The sequence below is a fragment of the Roseateles aquae genome, assembly GCF_032337115.1.
Classification (GTDB): domain Bacteria; phylum Pseudomonadota; class Gammaproteobacteria; order Burkholderiales; family Burkholderiaceae_C; genus Roseateles_C; species Roseateles_C aquae.
Map to the genome: position 1 here is coordinate 111,089 of NZ_JAVXZY010000009.1, position 16,823 is coordinate 127,911.

The 16,823-nt window shown below is 69.1% G+C and carries 13 protein-coding genes; 6 read left to right on the forward strand and 7 right to left on the reverse strand.

Features of this window, described 5'->3' with window-relative positions:
- The first annotated feature begins 162 nt into the window (after positions 1 to 162).
- From urtB to RQP53_RS19520, 5 genes are all read left to right on the forward strand, one after another.
- Positions 163 to 1,776 carry an urea ABC transporter permease subunit UrtB gene (gene urtB / locus RQP53_RS19500; protein WP_315652358.1) on the forward strand — a complete coding sequence of 538 codons (1,614 nt, stop codon included), beginning with the start codon at positions 163 to 165 and terminating at the stop codon, positions 1,774 to 1,776.
- Positions 1,773 to 2,882 carry an urea ABC transporter permease subunit UrtC gene (urtC, locus tag RQP53_RS19505; protein ID WP_315652359.1) on the forward strand — a complete coding sequence of 370 codons (1,110 nt, stop codon included), beginning with the start codon at positions 1,773 to 1,775 and terminating at the stop codon, positions 2,880 to 2,882. The genes urtB and urtC overlap by 4 nt, the downstream gene beginning before the upstream one ends.
- Positions 2,879 to 3,757: an urea ABC transporter ATP-binding protein UrtD gene (gene urtD / locus RQP53_RS19510; RefSeq protein ID WP_315652360.1), complete on the forward strand. Its 879-nt coding sequence runs from the start codon at positions 2,879 to 2,881 to the stop codon at positions 3,755 to 3,757. Before urtC ends, urtD begins: the two co-directional genes overlap by 4 nt.
- 14 nt (positions 3,758 to 3,771) lie before the next feature.
- Positions 3,772 to 4,500, forward strand: a complete 729-nt coding sequence (gene urtE, locus RQP53_RS19515; RefSeq protein WP_434064126.1) for an urea ABC transporter ATP-binding subunit UrtE — start codon at positions 3,772 to 3,774, stop codon at positions 4,498 to 4,500.
- Positions 4,501 to 4,696: 196 nt separating this feature from the next.
- Positions 4,697 to 6,595: a GGDEF domain-containing protein gene (locus RQP53_RS19520; RefSeq protein ID WP_315652361.1), complete on the forward strand. Its 1,899-nt coding sequence runs from the start codon at positions 4,697 to 4,699 to the stop codon at positions 6,593 to 6,595.
- A gap of 35 nt (positions 6,596 to 6,630) precedes the next feature.
- Here RQP53_RS19520 and RQP53_RS19525 read toward each other — a convergent pair whose 3' ends face one another.
- Entirely contained in the window at positions 6,631 to 7,752 is a 1,122-nt protein-coding gene (locus RQP53_RS19525; protein ID WP_315652362.1) for a GGDEF domain-containing protein, read from the reverse strand.
- A 145-nt stretch (positions 7,753 to 7,897) separates the two neighbouring features.
- Between RQP53_RS19525 and RQP53_RS19530 the strand changes: the two genes are divergently transcribed.
- The gene (locus RQP53_RS19530; RefSeq protein ID WP_315652363.1) at positions 7,898 to 9,130 is read left to right on the forward strand and encodes an MFS transporter; all 1,233 of its coding nucleotides are present in this window, start codon (positions 7,898 to 7,900) and stop codon (positions 9,128 to 9,130) included.
- Between the two features lie 13 nt (positions 9,131 to 9,143).
- On the opposite strand, the gene RQP53_RS19535 is transcribed toward RQP53_RS19530, so the two are convergent.
- The 6 genes from RQP53_RS19535 to RQP53_RS19560 all read right to left on the reverse strand — a co-directional run bounded on the left by RQP53_RS19535 (position 9,144) and on the right by RQP53_RS19560 (position 16,733).
- Entirely contained in the window at positions 9,144 to 10,007 is an 864-nt protein-coding gene (locus RQP53_RS19535) for an urease accessory protein UreD (RefSeq protein WP_315652364.1), read from the reverse strand.
- An 86-nt stretch (positions 10,008 to 10,093) separates the two neighbouring features.
- Entirely contained in the window at positions 10,094 to 11,173 is a 1,080-nt protein-coding gene (locus RQP53_RS19540) for an AraC family transcriptional regulator (protein WP_315652365.1), read from the reverse strand.
- Positions 11,174 to 11,250: 77 nt separating this feature from the next.
- Positions 11,251 to 12,828 (reverse strand): FGGY-family carbohydrate kinase, encoded by a 1,578-nt coding sequence (locus tag RQP53_RS19545; protein WP_315652366.1) that lies wholly within the window; start codon positions 12,826 to 12,828, stop codon positions 11,251 to 11,253.
- On the reverse strand, positions 12,825 to 14,465 hold the full coding sequence (locus tag RQP53_RS19550; protein WP_315652367.1) for a glycerol-3-phosphate dehydrogenase/oxidase: 1,641 nt from the start codon (positions 14,463 to 14,465) through the stop codon (positions 12,825 to 12,827). The genes RQP53_RS19545 and RQP53_RS19550 overlap by 4 nt, the downstream gene beginning before the upstream one ends.
- A complete protein-coding gene (locus tag RQP53_RS19555) occupies positions 14,462 to 16,090 on the reverse strand; it encodes an FAD-binding oxidoreductase (protein ID WP_315652368.1) in 1,629 nt (542 codons plus the stop codon). The genes RQP53_RS19550 and RQP53_RS19555 overlap by 4 nt, the downstream gene beginning before the upstream one ends.
- Positions 16,091 to 16,208: 118 nt before the next feature.
- Positions 16,209 to 16,733 carry a hypothetical protein gene (locus RQP53_RS19560; RefSeq protein WP_315652369.1) on the reverse strand — a complete coding sequence of 175 codons (525 nt, stop codon included), beginning with the start codon at positions 16,731 to 16,733 and terminating at the stop codon, positions 16,209 to 16,211.
- Positions 16,734 to 16,823: the final 90 nt, after the last annotated feature.

Sequence of the window (16,823 nt, forward strand, 5' to 3'; positions counted from 1 at the left end):
CGGCCCCCTCAAGGGGGCGAGCCCGTAGGACCGGCGAAGCCGGATCCTCGGGCTCCGCTGGATGAGGCGCGGCCTGCGGCGCGCAAGGTCGACTGCGTCGACCAGACCTAAGAAATAGCGCATTTCTATCTCCTCTGCGTTAGCTGGCTTGAAAGAACTTTGATGAAGGCTTGCTGGAGAACATGGGCTGCTTCGCTAACGGCACTGTTGCTGCTGTCGCCCTGCTGGGCGCTGACGGCGCAGCAGGCGCAGACGCTGGCGCGAGGCGAGGATGGGGATGTGCGGGTGGCGGCGCTGCATGAGGCGCTGCAGGCCCATGCGCAGCAGCCGGACGCCAGGCTGCAGCCCTTCTTGCAGGCGCTGGCCGATGAACAGCTCAAGCTCGATGGCGAGCGGCTGTTGATTCAGCGCGGCGATGGCGCGTTGCTGGATGCGCTGAGTGGCCTGCCTGTGGCCCTGTCGCCTGAGGCGGCGCTGGAGGACGTCAGCGTCAACAACCGGCTGCGCGGCGAATTGGACCAGGCGCTGGCGGTCTTGCAGCTGTTCACGCCTGAGGCGAAGCGGCGGCTGGCTGCCGCGCAGGCGCTGCAGAAGGCGCCGAGCGAGGCCCATCTGCCGCTGATCGAACGTGCGCTGGCGGCCGAGAGCGAGGCGCCGGTGCGTGCCGCACTGGACCTGGCCCGCGCGGCCGCGCTGCTGGGCAGTGCCGAGCCGGTGCGGCGGCTGCAGGCGGCGCGCGATCTGGCCCAGGCGCCCAGCGCGGCGACCGAGTTGCTGCTCAACGAGCGGCTGGCCGAGGAAGGCGATGCGCGGGTCAAGACCGCCTTGCAAACCGCCTTGCAAAAGCTGCGCGAGACGCTGGCCTGGGGCGAGCGGCTGGGTGCGCTGTTCACCGGGCTGAGCCTGGGCAGCATCCTCTTGCTGGTGGCACTGGGGCTGGCCATCACTTACGGGCTGATGGGCGTCATCAATATGGCCCATGGTGAGCTGATGATGATCGGCGCCTACGCCACCTGGGCGGTGCAGGCCGGCCTTCGCCACTGGCTGCCGCCCGCGCTGTTCGATTACTACCTGCTGCTGGCCCTGCCCTGTGCCTTTGGCGCCGCGGCGCTCGTCGGCGCGTTGATGGAGCGCCTGGTGCTGCGCTGGCTCTACGGCCGCCCGCTGGAAACGCTGTTGGCCACCTGGGGCATCAGCCTGGTGCTGATGCAGACGGTGCGCAGCCTGTTCGGCGCGCAGAACCTCGGCGTCGAGAATCCCGGCTGGATGAGCGGCTCGCTGGTGCCGCTGCCGGCGCTGCTGCCCAACCTGAGCCTGCCGATCAACCGCTTGCTGATCACCGGCTTTGCCGCTGCGGTGCTGGCCGGCATGACGCTGCTGATCCAGCGCACCCGGCTCGGCCTCTTTGTTCGCGGCGTGACGCAGAACCGCGCGATGGCGGCCTGCATGGGCGTGAACACCGCGCGCATCGACTGCTATGCCTTCGCGCTGGGCTCGGGCATCGCCGGGCTGGCCGGCTGCGCACTGAGCCAGATCGGCAACGTCGGCCCCGATCTGGGCCAGAGCTATATCGTCGACGCCTTCATGGTCGTTGTGCTCGGTGGCGTCGGCCAGCTGGCCGGCAGTGTCTATGCGGCCCTGGGCCTGGGCCTGGCCAACAAGGCGCTGGAAGGCATGGTCGGCGCGGTGCTGGCCAAGATCGCCGTGCTGATCTTCATCATCGTCTTCATCCAGAAACGGCCGCAAGGCATCTTTGCCGCCAAGGGGCGCACATGAATACCGCCAGCCCATTGCTCACGCCGCGCGGCTGGGCCGCTTTCGTGCTTGCCCTGCTGCTGGTCTGCGGCGTGGCGCCACTGCTGAATCTCTGGGTCAGCGAGGGTCAGGTCTTGCATCTGAGCGACTACGCGGTAGCCCTGCTGGGCAAGATCATGTGCTACGCCATCTGCGCGCTGGCCATGGACCTGATCTGGGGCTTCGGCGGCATCCTCTCGCTGGGCCACGGGCTCTACTTCGCGCTCGGTGGCTATGCGATGGGCATGTATCTGATGCGCCAGATCGGCCGCGAGGGCCAATACCAGAGCGAGCTGCCCGACTTCATGGTCTTTCTAGACTGGAAGGCGCTGCCCTGGCACTGGTACTTCAGCGACAGCCTGCCCGCCACGTTGATCCTGGTGCTGGCCCTGCCCGGCCTGGTCGCCTTTGTGTTTGGCTGGTTCGCGTTTCGCTCGCGCATCAAGGGCGTCTACTTCTCCATCATCACCCAGGCCATGACCTACGCGGCGATGCTGCTGTTCTTTCGCAACGAGACCGGCTTTGGCGGCAACAACGGCTTCACCGATTTCAAGCGCATCGCCGGCCATGCGATTGCCACCCGCGAGATGCGCATGGGCCTGTTCGTGCTCAGCGGCCTGGCCCTGCTGGGCGCGCTGCTGCTGTCGCGCTGGCTGGTGCAAAGCAAGTTCGGCCGCGTGCTGCAGGCGCTGCGCGATGCCGAATCGAGGCTGATGTTCTGCGGCTACTCGCCGCTGCCCTACAAGCTCAGCGTCTGGACGCTGTCGGCCCTGCTCTGCGGCTTGGCCGGCGCGCTCTATGTGCCGCAGGTGGGCATCATCAACCCCAGCGAGATGAGCGTGGCCAACTCGATCGAGATCGCCGTCTGGGCCGCCGTCGGCGGCCGCGGCAGCCTGCTCGGGCCGGTGGCCGGTGCCTTTGCCGTCAACGGCGCGAAGAGCTGGCTGACCGTCGTCGCCCCCGAGATCTGGCTCTATCTGCTGGGCGCCTTGTTCATCGCGGTGACGCTGTTCCTGCCCGAGGGCCTGGCCGGGCTGGCGCGGCAGCTGCAGGCGCGGCTGACGCTGCGCCGCGGAGGCAAGACATGACCCCCGAGCTGATGGAAGCCGGCCACGAGCGCCTGGCGCGGCGTCAGCCGCAGCTGCCCGAGCAGGCCTCCGGCGGCCGCGCGGCTGGCTATGGCCGGGTGCATCAGCCCGGCAGCCTCGATCTGGCCCATGGCCGCATCCTCTACCTGGAAGACGTGCACGTCAGCTTCGACGGTTTCCATGCCATCCAGGGCCTGAGTCTGGACATCGCGCCCGGCGAGTTGCGCTGCATCATCGGGCCCAATGGCGCCGGCAAGACGACGATGATGGACATCATCACCGGCAAGACGCGGCCCGACCGCGGCCAGGTCTTCTTCGGCTCGACCATCGATCTGCGGCGCCACAGCGAGGCCGAGATCGCCCAGCTGGGCATAGGCCGCAAGTTCCAGAAGCCCACGGTGTTCGAGGCGCTCAGCGTGTTCGAGAACCTGGAGCTGGCGCTGCAGGGGCCGCGCGGCGTCGCGGCGGCGCTGTGGCACCGGCTCGGCGGGGCGCAGCGTGATCGTCTGGCCGAGGTGCTGACGCTGATCCAGCTGCAAGACCAGTGGCAGCGCCCGGCCGGGCTCTTGAGCCATGGCCAGAAGCAGTGGCTGGAGATCGGCATGCTGCTGGTGCAGGACCCCAAGCTGCTCTTGCTGGACGAGCCGGTGGCCGGCATGACCGATCAGGAAACCGAGCGCACAGCGGAGTTGTTCCTGTCGCTTCAGGGCCGGCATTCGCTGATGGTGGTCGAGCACGATATGAGCTTCATCGCCCGCATCGCCGGCAGCCAGGGCACCGTCACCGTGCTCAGCGAAGGGGCGGTGCTGGCCCAGGGGCCGCTGGCGCAGGTGCAGGCCGACGAGCGGGTGATCGAGGTCTATCTAGGACGTTGATGGAGAAAAGCACCATGAGCCAGCCCCTGCTTGAAGCCCGCCAGATCCAGCAGTTCTACGGCGGCTCGCACATCCTGCGCGAGGTCTCGCTGAGCGCCGCGGCCGGCCGCATCACGGTGCTGCTGGGCCGCAACGGCGTCGGCAAGACCACGCTGCTCAAGGCCTTGATGGGCCTGATCCCGATCAAGCAGGGCAGCATCCAGTTCCAAGGCCGCGACATCAGCCGAGCCAGCCCGCACGAGCGGGCCCGCGCCGGCATCGGCTATGTGCCGCAAGGCCGCGAGATCTTTGCCCGGCTAACGGTCGAGGAAAACCTGCAGATGGGCCTGGCCAGCCGTCCCGGCGGCACGCCGATTCCGGCGGCGCTCTACGAGCTGTTTCCGGTGCTGGCGCAGATGAAATCGCGCCACGGCGGCGACCTCTCCGGCGGCCAGCAGCAGCAACTGGCCATCGCCCGCGCACTCTGTGCCGCGCCCCAGCTGCTGATCCTTGACGAGCCGACCGAGGGCATACAGCCCAGCATCATCAAGGACATCGGCCGCGCCATCCGACTGCTGGCCCGCGAAGGCCTGGAGCTGGGCCGTGGGTGCCAGCCGATCGCCGTGCTGCTGTGCGAGCAGTACTACGACTTCGCCGAGGAACTGGCCGACGACTACCTGGTGATGGAGCGTGGCGCGGTGATCGATCGCGGCAGCGGCAGCGAGATGGCAGCTCGCGGCGTGCGCCAGCGCGTCAGCATCTGATTCGCACCCGGGAGGGCCTGCACCAGCACAGTGCAACAGCGGGAAAAAATCACGCCCATCGCCGGGAATCGGCCCCGCATGGGCTGCTATTCATCCCACTGAGCGGCCCGCATCTGCCCTAATATCGACAACAGGCGCCAGACTTGCCATCGCTTTGGTCTGCTAGCAGACCGACGTCGGCGCTCAAGGAGTCGTGGTGAGCGAAGCGGGCAAAAGACTGTTGCTGATCTGTGCCCTGGCAGCCGGCCTGCTGGGCAACGCCACGGCCGCTGCAAGCTCTCGCCCCGACGCGACCGATTCCCCCGATGCACTGCTGCAGCTGATGCAGTCCTCCTACACCCAGGCGGCCCGCGCGGTGGCCCGGGAGCAGAGTCTGGCCGACAGCGCCGAGCGCCGCATCGCCGCCGCACGCCAGGAGCTGAGGCTGTTGCAGCAATACGGCCGCTTCGCCGACTTGCAGGCCCTGCTGAAGCGCCAGCAGGCCGATGCCGAGCTGAGCCAGGACGCCGCGCTGCGCATCGATCAGCAGATCACCGCCGCACGCATCGCCTTGTCGGAAGGCCAGGCGGCGCAGGCCGCACGCGCGCTGGCATCGCTGCGCGAACGCCTGGTACAGATCAACGAGCCCGAGCAGCGCGATCGGGCGGTGCTGGCGCTGGCCGCCGTCGATGCCGCCCTCGGTCAGCGCGATGCTGCCACCCAGGCGCTGGGCGAGCTGATCAAGCGGGCGCTCAGGGGCGAGGCCGGTGGCGAACAGCAGAACCGGGCAGCGCTGGCCTATATGCAGCTGGCGGCCATCCAGCTCGATATGCGCGACTACCAGCAGGGCCTGCTCTACTACCAGGAAGCCCTGCGCACGGCGCCGGACTGGGCCCAGCACACCCAGGCCCGGGCGCGCATGGGTGTGGCCCAGATGCTGAACATGACCGGCGGCCGGCCCCAGGCCTTCGAGCAGCTGAGTGCCGCGCTGGCGCAGTTCCGCCTCAGCGACGATCAGCACGGCGAAGCCGACGCCTTGCTGCTGCAGGGCTTTTTCCTGAGTCGCGATGGTCAGGCGCGTGCTGCCATCGCGCCCTATCGCCAGGCGCTGGCACTGCGCGAAGGGCTGCATGCGCAAGCCGATGTCATCAACGCCTTGACCCATCTGGGCGCTCAGCTGGCCCAGGTCGGTCAATTGGCAGAAGCGGTGCTGACGACCCGACGCGCCGTCGACCTGGCGCAGGCCACCGACAGCGCCAGCCTGCAGTCGGACGCACTGAACACCTATGCCGAGGCGCTGGCCGCCAATGGCCAGCCTGCACAGGCCTTCCAGGAAATGAGTCGCGCCTACAGTGCGCTGCAAAAAATGGCCCGCCTCGAACTGGTCAGCCAGACCGGAGCGCTGCGCGAGCAGTTCGAAACCGACCGCCAGAAGCTGGAGAACGAGCGCCTCAACGAGCGCCTGCAACTGCAGCAAAGCGGCCAAAGCCGGCTGCGCTGGGCCTTTGGCGTGCTGGCCGGGCTGACCGCGCTGCTGTTGGCCGCCCTGATCGCGCTGGGCCGGCTCTATCTGACGACCCGCCGCCTGGCCCAGCACGATGGCCTGACCGGGCTCTACAACCGCCGCCGCGTGCTGCAGCTGTTGGAGGCCGAGATCGAGCGGGCGCGCCGCTACCAGCTGCAGCTGGCGCTGCTCTCGGTCGATCTGGACAATTTCAAGAAGATCAACGACAGCCAGGGCCATGCCTGCGGCGATCGCGTGCTCAAGGACGTTGCCAGGCTGTTCCGCCAGACCCTGCGCCAGGAGGATCTGGCCGGCCGCGTGGGCGGCGAGGAATTCCTGCTGCTGCTGCCGCACACCGGCGAGGCCGCAGCCCTGCAGCTGGCCGAGCGGCTGCGCGCCCAGATGGAGGCCGAGCTGAGCGTGGTGCCTGGCTGGCCGGTGACGGCCAGCATCGGCGTGGCCAGCTGGATGCCCGGCCTGGGCGCCGATGAGTTGCTTCAGCGGGCCGACACCGCGCTCTACGAGGCCAAGCACAAGGGCCGCAACCGCAGCGAGCTGGCCAGCCAGCTGGGCGGCCTGGACAGCGTGCCGGGCGGGGCCCTGCCAGCCTGAGTTTCAAGCTGACTTCAAGCTGCGCCGGCGGCGACTCAGTCGGCCATCACCACGCGATTGCGGCCGGCCTCCTTGGCCTGGTAGAGCGCCCGGTCGGCCTGGGCCACCAGCTGCGCGGCCAGCGCCGATCCGGACGCATCGGCCGCCGAGCTGGCTGCCTGTGGCGCCAACATGGCCAGGCCCAGCGAGGCCGTCACGGCCACCTGCTGTGAGGAGCTGGCTGCCAAGGGCCTCTCGGAGATGGCGCCACGAATGCGCTCGGCGATGTCGCGGGCATGGCCGAGCGGACAACGCGGCAGTAGCAGCACGAACTCCTCGCCGCCGTAGCGCGCGATGGTGTCGCCGGCGCGCATCTGGCTGCGAATCAGCTGGCCGACACGTCGCAACACCGCATCGCCGGCCGCATGGCCGTATTGGTCGTTGATGCGCTTGAAGTGATCGATGTCCAGGAACATGCAGGCCAGCGGGTGGCGGTAGCGGCGCGCTTCGCTGATCTCGATCTGGCAGCGGTGTTCAAAATAACGGCGATTGTGAACGCCTGTCAGGGCATCGGTGATGCCAGCCTGCTTGAGCCGCTCCTGGTTCAGTGCGCTGTCCAGGCAGACGGCGATCAGCCCGGCCAGGCGCTCCAGAAACTTGGTACCGGCACTGGGCTCGTAGCGGGCCGCATCGCGACTGCCGAACTGCAGGCTGCCGATCAGCTCGCCATGGCGCAGCAAGGGCAGCAGGGCCACCGACTTCAGCCCGGCGGTGTCGCCGCAAAAGCCGCTGCGATGGCGCTCGGCCTGGAACAGTCCCAGCCAGGGGCGAGGCTGCTCGCCGAACAGCGCTTGCAAGGGCTGGGCATCGTCCAGCAGCGCCAGACCTTCAAAGATGCCGCCCTGCGCGATATCGGCGGGCTCCAGCTCCAGCAAGCGGGCCGCCTCGCGCTCGGCATCGACCAGACAGAGCGAGACCGCATCGATATCAAAGGCCAGCTTGTATTCCACCAGCAGCAGCCGCACCAGCTCGGCCAGCGAGCGTGCGGCGATCAAGCGGTGCTCCAGCAGCTCGAAGCGCTGCATCTTGTCTTCATTGGCGCGCGCCTCGCGCAGCAGGCTGTCGAGCTGGCGACGCAGTTGCTGGTTCTCGGCCTGGAGCTGATCGGGGTTCAGCATGTCTCTTTATCGTTATCGGCGTTCTCGGCGTTCGCGGCGGACGGGCTGTTTTGCTTTGCGCACACTGTAGCGGGCTTTCAGAGTCCGCGGCACAAGTGCACGGCGGGGCCTGTCTACACTTGATGCTGGTCAGCCCCACGCCTTCATGAGCAGCTTCTCCGCCTCCACCCCAGCATCAGCTCCCACTGCGAGCAGCCGCGAGCGCCAGCGGGTTGGCTGGGCCGCCAGCAGTGCCCATGCGGTGCACGATGGCCTGACCGATCTGATCTACGTGCTGCTGCCGCTGTGGCAAAGCCAGTTCGCGCTCAGCTATGCGATGACCGGGCTCATGCGCGGCCTCTATGCCGGCTGCATGGCCGGCCTGCAGCTGCAGGCAGGCCACTGGGCCGAGCGCTGGGGGCGCAAGGCGCTGCTGGTCGGCGGCACCGCGCTGGCCGGGCTGGCCTATCTGCTGGCCGGGCAAAGTGGTGGTCTCATGACCTTGATGCTGGCACTCGCACTGGGCGGCGCCGGCGCCAGCACCCAGCATCCGCTGGCCTCGGCCCTGGTCGCCGACGCCTATCAGGGCGATGCCGCCGGCTCGCGCCGCGCACTGGCGCGCTACAACTTTGCCGGCGATCTGGGCAAGATGGCGCTACCCGCCGCTGTGGCGCTGCTGCTGGCCTCATGGTCCTGGCAGAGCACCGTCAGTGCCGTAGGGCTGTTCGGTCTGGCTGCGGCCGCCCTGCTGGCCTGGCTGCTGCCCGCCGAGGCGCGCGGCCCAGCCGGCGCGGCCGGCGTGTCCGCCAGTGCCACCACCCCCAGCGCTGCTGAACTGGCCGCGCTGCACAGCGGCGGCTTTCGCGCCTTGCTGGCCACCGGCGTGATCGACAGTGCGGTGCGCATGGGTTTTCTGACCTTTCTGCCCTTCATCCTGCAGACCAAGGGCGCCGGCACGGCCGGCATCGGCCTGGCGCTGACGCTGCTCTTCATCGGTGGCGCAGCCGGCAAGCTGGTCTGCGGCTGGCTGGGCCAGCGCCTTGGCATGATGAAGACCGTCTGGCTCACCGAAACGGCCACCGCGCTGCTGATGCTGGCCCTGCTGGCCCTGCCCTTGCAGCCGCTGATGGCACTGCTGCCGCTGCTGGGCGTGGCGCTGAACGGCACCTCCTCGGTGCTCTACGGCAGCGTGCCGGAGCTGGTCAGCCCGGCGGCGCGCACCCGTGCGTTTTCTCTGTTTTACACCGGCGTGATCGGCAGCAGCGCGATCGCTCCGATTGTTCTCGGGGCCATCGGCGATGCCTGGGGCGTCATGCCGGCACAGCAAGCCCTGGCCGCCCTCTTGCTGCTGACCCTGCCGCTGGCCTGGCGGGTACAGCGCGAGCTTTCGGCGCATTGAGCCCGCGCCACTCTCACATCGCCCAGATGCGCGGTGGCTGGCCGTCCAGGCCCCAGAGTTCCTTGCGCCACAGGGCCCAGCAGCTGCGCAGCAGCGCAAAGCTGGCTTCGGTCAGCGGCGCGAGTGCGCGCAGCACCAGCACTTGCGGATGGGCGGCGCTGACGCCGGCCATCAGCGGGAGGCCTGGCGGGCCCGCCTCAGGCAAGACCTGACCCTCAGCGGCCGAGATCAGTGCCCGGGCGGCGTCCAGCGCCCGTTCGCGGCGTTCGCGCGAGATCGCCGTGCCGGCCGCGAACACCAGGCTGGCCATGCAGCGGCGGCCGGCAAGCCCCAGCGCGCCGTCGAGCAGCAGGCCATCGTCAGCACGCAGCCGGCCGCGCTCCAGCCAGGCGCCCTGCAGCTCCAGATGCTGGGAGAACTCGCCGCGCTCAAACGGCGCGCCGGCCTGTGGCAGGCCCAGCGCGGTGATGTCCCAGGCCAGCAGCTCGGCACCCGGCGCGAGCGCAAAGCGGGCCTCGCTATGGGCCCGGCAGCCGGGGTAGGCGATCGCCTCCAGCGGCAGCCATTCCAGGCGGCCGCCTTTGGCCACCGTGGCGTGCAGGCGCTGCGTTGCCGTGGCGCCTTCGCTGCGGTAGAAGCGGGTCGCGCCTGGCGTAGTCAGCAGGCCGTGGGCGCCGGCGCCGACGGTGACGCTCAGGTCCAGGTAATCGCCGCCGACCAGGCCGCCAGGCGGATGGACCAGCACGTTGTGGCAGATCGCGTCGCCCTCCGGGTAGAGACTTTTGAGCACGCGCAACGGTCCTTCGTGGACATGGCGGGCAACGCAGCGCCCCTGTTCCAGTGCGTAGTCCAACTGTAAGCGGGCCTGCCAGCTCATGGCTGCGCCGCCGATCCAGGGTCAGGTCTTGAGGGCTGTGGATTCATCGCTCAAGCGCATGCAAGATCCGCGCCGCCCATGCCAATTCAGCGTCCCTGGCGCTCGCGCCAGGCCGCCGGCGTGGTGTTGAACCAGGCGCGGAAGGCATGGTTGAAATTGCTCTGCTCGCCAAAGCCGAGCAGAAAGGCGATCTCGGTCAGCGACAGGCTGGCGTCGCGCAGATAGGCGCAGGCCAGCTCGCGCCGGGTCTCGTCCAAGAGCGCGCTGAAACTCAGGCCGGCCTCGGCCAGCTTGCGCTGCAGGCTGCGCGGGCTCAGGGCCAGCGCCTCGGCCACCTCGGGCAGCCGGGCACGGTCGTGCATCAGCTGGGCCTGAATGCGCTCGCGCACCGCCTGGGCAATCGGGGCTTCGCTGGCTTCACGCTGGCGGGCGGCGAGGCGCTGCTCGGCGGTCTGTGCCAGCTGGGCGAACAGGCTGGTGTCGGCATTGGCCAGCGGCGCATCCAGCAGCGCGGCCGGGAAGCTGGCTTCGGTCACCGTGGCATTGAAACGCACCGGCGCCCCCAGGCCTTGGCTGTAGACCTCCAGGGGCACGCCCTCGGGCGGCGCATGGACAAAGCTCAGGCCCAGCACCGGCAACTCGGTACCGGCCAGCCAGTGCACAAAGGTCTGGATGCCGACCATCACGCTCTCGCTCAGATGGCGGCCGCCGGGACGGTCCAGCCAGGGCGAATGCCAGCGGTAATGCGCCACGCCATCGGCCTCGACGATTTCGCTGCGACCGAGGTCATGGGCCAGCGATTCAAAGCGGCGGGTCTGCTCGGCGGCGCTGCGCAGCGTCGGGCAGGTGCACAGCACCAGGCCATAGCTGGCGAAAGTGGAGAGCCGCATGCGCCGGCCGACCTGCAGGCCAAAGAAGGGCTCGTTCAGCTGCGTGGCGGCCGCATCGAGCAGGGCGATGTAGCGCTCCACCGGCACGTTCTCGGGCAGCGCCTGCTGCAGATCGGCCAGACCGCAGGCCTGGCCCAGCCGGGCCAGATCGGCGCCCAGCTCGCGGGCGGTGTCGACCGCCGTCTTGGCATAGGCGCCGACGACGCGGGCCCGCCCCAGCGGCGGCAGCGGATGAGGAAGGGACAGGGCGGCGGGACTGCTGACAGCAAACGACATGCCGGCAGTGTGCCGGAGCGCCCTGCCCCTGCCAATCAGGTGCAATGCGCGGGTGGCCGCTGAGCTCCGGCCGCAGCTCAGCGCTGCAGGATCTGCTGCAGCTCGGTGTAGAGCGGTTCCAGCCGCGCATACATCTTCTTGTAGACGCGCTGATAGAGCTGCTCGTACAGCGCCGCATGGCCGGCATCGGGCTCGAAGCTGCGGCCCAGCCGCGTCATCGCCGCCACCGCGGTCGGAAAGTCGCGATGCAAGCCGAGGCCGACCGCGCCGGCGATCGCCGCACCCAGGCCCGAGGTCTCGTAGGTGTGCGGCCGCGCCGTGGGCAGCTGGAAGATATCGGCCGTCAGCTGCATGGCCGCATCAGACTGCGAGCCGCCGCCCGACACGCGCAGCGAGCGCACCCGCACCCGGCTCTTGGCCTCGATCTTCTCCAGCCCCTCGCGCAGCGCATAGGCCAGGCCTTCGAGGATGGCGCGGTAGAGGTGGGCGCGGGTGTGCACGTCGGAGAAGCCGATCACCGCACCGCGGGCGTCGGGCCCCGGCTGGCGTATGCCTGGCGTCCAGTAGGGCTGCAGCATCAGGCCCTGGCTGCCCGGTGGCACCGCGGCGACCAGGCGATCGAACAGCGCCTCGGGCGCCACGCCCTCACCCAGCGCCGCCTCGCGCTCGGGATGACCGAACTGTTCCTTGAACCAGCTGACCATCCAGTAGCCGCGGAAGATCTGCACCTCGCTGTTGTACTGGCCGGGCAGCACCGCCGGATAGGGCGGCACAAAGGGCGTGGCCTCGATATAGCGTGGCGTGGTGATGTCGATGGTGGCGGTGGTGCCGTAAGACAGCGCGCCGATATCGGGCGTGATGGCACCGGCTCCGAGGATCTCGCAGGCCTTGTCCGCCGCCGCGGCAATCACCGGCAGGCCCTCATCCAGGCCGGTGGCCGCGGCGGCCGCGCGCGTCAGGCCACCGATGGGGCTGCCGACAGGGACAAGTTCCGGCAGCTGCTCGCGCCGCACCGCCAGCGCCTGCCATTTCCAGTCCCAGGACGCGGCCCAGGTCTGGCGTTTGAAATCAAAGGGCAGATAGCCCACCTGCGAGCCGACCGAATCGGCATAGCGGCCGGTCAGCTTGTAGTTCAGCCAGCCCGAGACCAGCAGCAGCTTGTGGATGCGGCCATGCAGCTCGGGCTCGTTCTCGGCGATCCAGTTGATCTCCGCCTCGCGGCTGAAATAGTCCAGCGTGCGGCCGACGCCGGCCGCCTTGAAGGCGATCTGCCAGGGCAGCGAAAAGCGAGGCCGCTTCAGCGCGCGGCGCTGGTCCAGCCAGATGATGAAGGGGCGCAACGCCTGACCGGCCGCATCAACGGGCACCACCGTGCCGCGCTGCGTGGTCACGACCACGCCCTTGACGGCGGATTTCAAGGCTGCGTGCTGAACCCAGAGGCCGCGACAGACGGCGCTGGCCGCTGTCCAGAAGCCCTCGGCGTCGTGCTCCAGCCAGCCTTCCTGATGGCTCTGGTAGTCGTCGAAGGCCTGCTGGCACTTGGCCACGATCTGCCCCCGCGCATCGATCAGCAGCGCTCGCACGCTCTGCGTGCCGCAGTCGATCGCCAGCAGCAGCTCGTCGCCGCGCCCGCCCGTGTGTTGCCCTGCACTCATGTCCTGTCCTCCGGGGGCACACCATAGCAGCGCCGGATGCAGTCCTGGTAGCGCTGCGCCTCCAGCGCCCAGCGGCTGTCGCTCCAGTGCAGTTCCTCGGCGCAGAGCAGCCGCAGGCGCGGCAGCAGCTCGGCCGCGCCCTCGGGCATCAGCAGGCCCAAGCGGCTGCGGCGCAAGAGCAGATCGTCGAGATGCTCAACCGCTTCGCTGCGGCAGGCATGGCGCAGCTCGCCCCAGACCGGCCGGCTCGGCGCCGGCGGGCCCAGCGGCTGCAACTCGGCCGCGCCGCGCTCATCGACCAGGGCCTGCAAGGCCAGCGCCTGCTCGCCATACAGATCCAGCCAGCGCTGTGCCAGTGCGGCACCGAGCCGGCGGTCCTGCAGCAGGCGGCGCCGGGTGGCCAGCGTGGCAGCGGCGAATACCGGCGCCGTCGAGGGACCATCCAGCGCCGTCAGCATGGCCAGCGCCGGCACCCGGCGCGAGGCCAGGCGCAGGGCCTGCAGCGCGCTGGCGCGGAAGGTTGTCAGCTTGCCGCCGGTGACGGTGATCAGCCCGGCCTCCTCGGCGATGAAATGCTCGCGCGTTTCTTCCGATGGGGCCAGGTCTTGCCCCGAAGCCAGCACCGGGCGCACGCCCGACCAGGTCGACAGCACCTGCTGCTCGCCGAGATCCAGGCTGGGGAACTGATGCTGCAAGGCGCGCAGCAGATAGTCGAACTCGGCGCGGCTGATGCCGGGCTCGCGGTCCAGCGACTCGCGGTGATCCAGATCGGTGGTGCCCACCAGCGTGGCGCCCAGCCAGGGCAGCGCGAACACCGGCCGGCCGTCGTCGGGATGCGCAAAGGCCACCGCTTCCGAGACCGGCAAGGCCCAGGCCGGCAGCAGCAGATGGCTGCCGCGCAGCGGCCGCAGCCGCGGGCTGAGCCCTTGCTGCTGGCGCAGGCCATCGGCCCAGGCGCCGGTGGCATTGATCACGCAGCGGGCCGCCACGGCCAGCCGCTCGCCACTGATCGCATCGCGCAGCAGCGCGCCGCTGACCTGGCCCTGCTCGCCACGAGACAGCGATTCGACGGCCAGGTGGTTGAGCGTCAGCGCGCCGTGGCTGCGCGCCTCGGCCAGCGCGCGCAGCACCAGGCGGGCGTCGTCGGTCTGCGCGTCCAGATAGCTCCAGCCCCCGCGCAGGCCGCTGCGGCCCAGCCACGGCGAGCGCTGCAGCAAGGCCTCCAGGCCCAGCCAGACGCGGCTGCGTGAACGGGCCAAGACATCGTAGGCCAGCAGGCCCAGGCCCAGCAGCGCGCGGCCGTTCTTGTCGCCCTCGCGCACCGGCAGCAGAAAGCGCAGCGGCGCCACCAGGCCGGCGGCGTCGCGCAGCAGCGCATTGCGCTCGCGCAGCGATTGACGCGTCAGGCCGAACTGCCCCTGGGCCAGATAGCGCAGGCCGCCATGGACCAGCTTGGATGAGCGCGAGGACGTGCCGCTGGCGAAATCGCGCGCCTCGACCAGCGCCACCCGCGCGCCGGCCCGCGCCGCCTCCAGCGCCACACCGGCGCCGGCAATGCCGCCACCGATGACCAGCACATCAAAGGGCTGGGCCATGCCGGCAGCGCGCAGGCCGTCCAGCGCCTGCTCGCGCTTCATCGCCCGCTCCGCCCCGGCTGGGCCGGCGTCGCTGGCGGCAGCAGATTGCCCGAGGCCAGCAGGCCCTGCGGGTCGAAGTGATCGACCATGGCCTGCAGGGCGGCCATGCCGGTGGCGCCCTTCTCGGCCCCCAGGTAGGCGGCATGGTCCTTGCCCACGCCGTGCTGGTGCGAGATCGTGCCGCCCTGGTTGACGATGGCCTGGCTAACCCCCTGCTTCAATGCCTTCCAGCGGGCCATGGCGCTGTCAAAGTCGCCGCCGATGCGGAACACAAAAGTGGTGTAGACGCTGGAGCCCTGCGCATACACATGGGAGAGATGGGTATAGGCATGGCAGCGCTCACCGAAGCCGGCCAAGGCCTCGCGCCCGGCGCTCTCCATCGCCGCCATCATCGCCGGCACGCGCGACCAGTCGACCGCCGTTTCCATGGTGTCGACCGCATAGCCCTGGGCCCACAAGGCATTGCGCAGATAGACGCCCTTGAAACGATTGGCCGCCCATTTCTTGCCCAGCAGCGTGCCGGTGGAGACGCCGCCCTGCGCTTTCAAGATCGGCCGTGCCAGCGCCTGCATGGCCCGCAGCTGGCGCGCACCGCCGCTGAAGCCCAGCATCAGCAGCACCTTGCCTTCGCCGCAGCCACGCCAGGCGAGATAACGCTCCAGCCAGGCGATCTGGGCCTCATGCCCGGCCAGGCGCAGCGTCGTCAAAGTCTCCACCGGGTTCGCCAGGCGCATCATCGACAGACCCAGCCGCGCCTGGGCCAGCGCCCGCACCGCCGCTTCGCCGGCCTGCCAGGACGGCAGGAAGACGCCGATGAATTCTTCACGCTCGGGCAGCCGGCTGATGCGCACGGTGGCCTCGGTCAGCACACCCAGCCGTCCCTCGGAGCCCAGCACCCATTCACGCAGATCGGGCCCGGCGGCCGAGGCCGGCAGCGTTGGGATCTGCAGCGTGCCGCGCGGTGTTTCCAGGCGGCCGCCGGCAAACAGCTGCTCGATGCGGCCATAGCGGGCCGACTGCTGGCCCGAGGAGCGGGTCACCACCCAGCCGCCCAGGCTGGCGTATTCAAAGCTCTGCGGATAGTGGCCCAGCATCCAGCCCTGGGCGCGCAGCTGGGCTTCCAGATCGGGGCCGAGCACGCCGGCCTCAAAGCGCGCCAGCTGGGCCGTGCTGTCCAGGCTCAGGAGCTTGCGCATCCGGCCCATCATCAGCGTCAGCACCGGTCGAGGGTCTTCTGGCGGGCTCAGGTGGCCGACCACGCTGGTGGCGCCGCCGCAGGGGATCACGATGGCACCGACCTCACTTGCCCAGTCCAGCAGCTCGCGCACCTGGGCCGAACTCTCCGGCCAGGCCACCCCATCGCTGACCGCGCCGATGCGGCCAAAGCGCAGGCGCAGCCAGTCGCCCAGGCTTTGGCCAAAGCTGGCGCGCAGCCGCGCCTCGGCGTCGGTGCTGACCTGCGGATGCGGTGGCAGCCGCGACGGCGGCAGCTGCGCCAGCACGGCCGCCAAGGCTGCATCGCTGGGCGCCGCCGTGGCGCCGATCTGCTGATGCAAAAAGGCCAAAGCGCCTGGCTGCAGCGCGGTTTCTATGCTGTCGTCACCCCAACCATTCCAACGTCGCACGGCCATTCCCCATCGCAAGAAAAACTTGCGACAAGCTTAGGAGTCGACGGGTGTTCTGGCTTGTGCGATGGCGACGGCGGCATTGTGGCAATGCGCCAGCTCAACACGTAAGCCTCAATCAGGCAACATTTGCACTCTGATCTTGCCAGGGCCAAAGCTCAAAACGCGCAATCAGTGTCGAGCAGACCGGCAGGCGAACTTGGCGCAGCGGGGCCAGGGCACGCCCCTCATGCATGCGAAAGTTCTCGTAGGTGAGGATAGCTGGTCGATCAGATTCAGTGGTCAAGACCAAGCGCCGGCGCGGATCCGGCACGAACAGAATCTTGGCCTCTGGCAAGGACCGAGGCGTGAGGTCCCGCAATGGGCCGGCCACAGGCTGCCAAACGGAATGGAACACAGCCTCGACAAAATCTTGCTTTCTATCCTCAGCAAGAATCCAACCGTGAACCGCGCGACCGCCAGCGAGTTTGACCTGCGCCAGAACATTGAAGTGGCAGTTGGCGGCCTCCGGCATGAAGTCGGATGGTTCGGTGAATGGCAGCGAAAGAACTTCACTTGCCGGCAACCCCAACTCCCGCAACAGTCGCTTCAGCTTTGAATCAACTTTGCGTGGCGAGTGAACCTTTAGCGCTAGCAACGTCATGAGTGGTTTCCAACGGCCGGGCACGCCACCCCAAGGGCGAATTCATGCTCACGAAACAACGCCGCCGGCACAGTCTCGGCGACCGTGCGA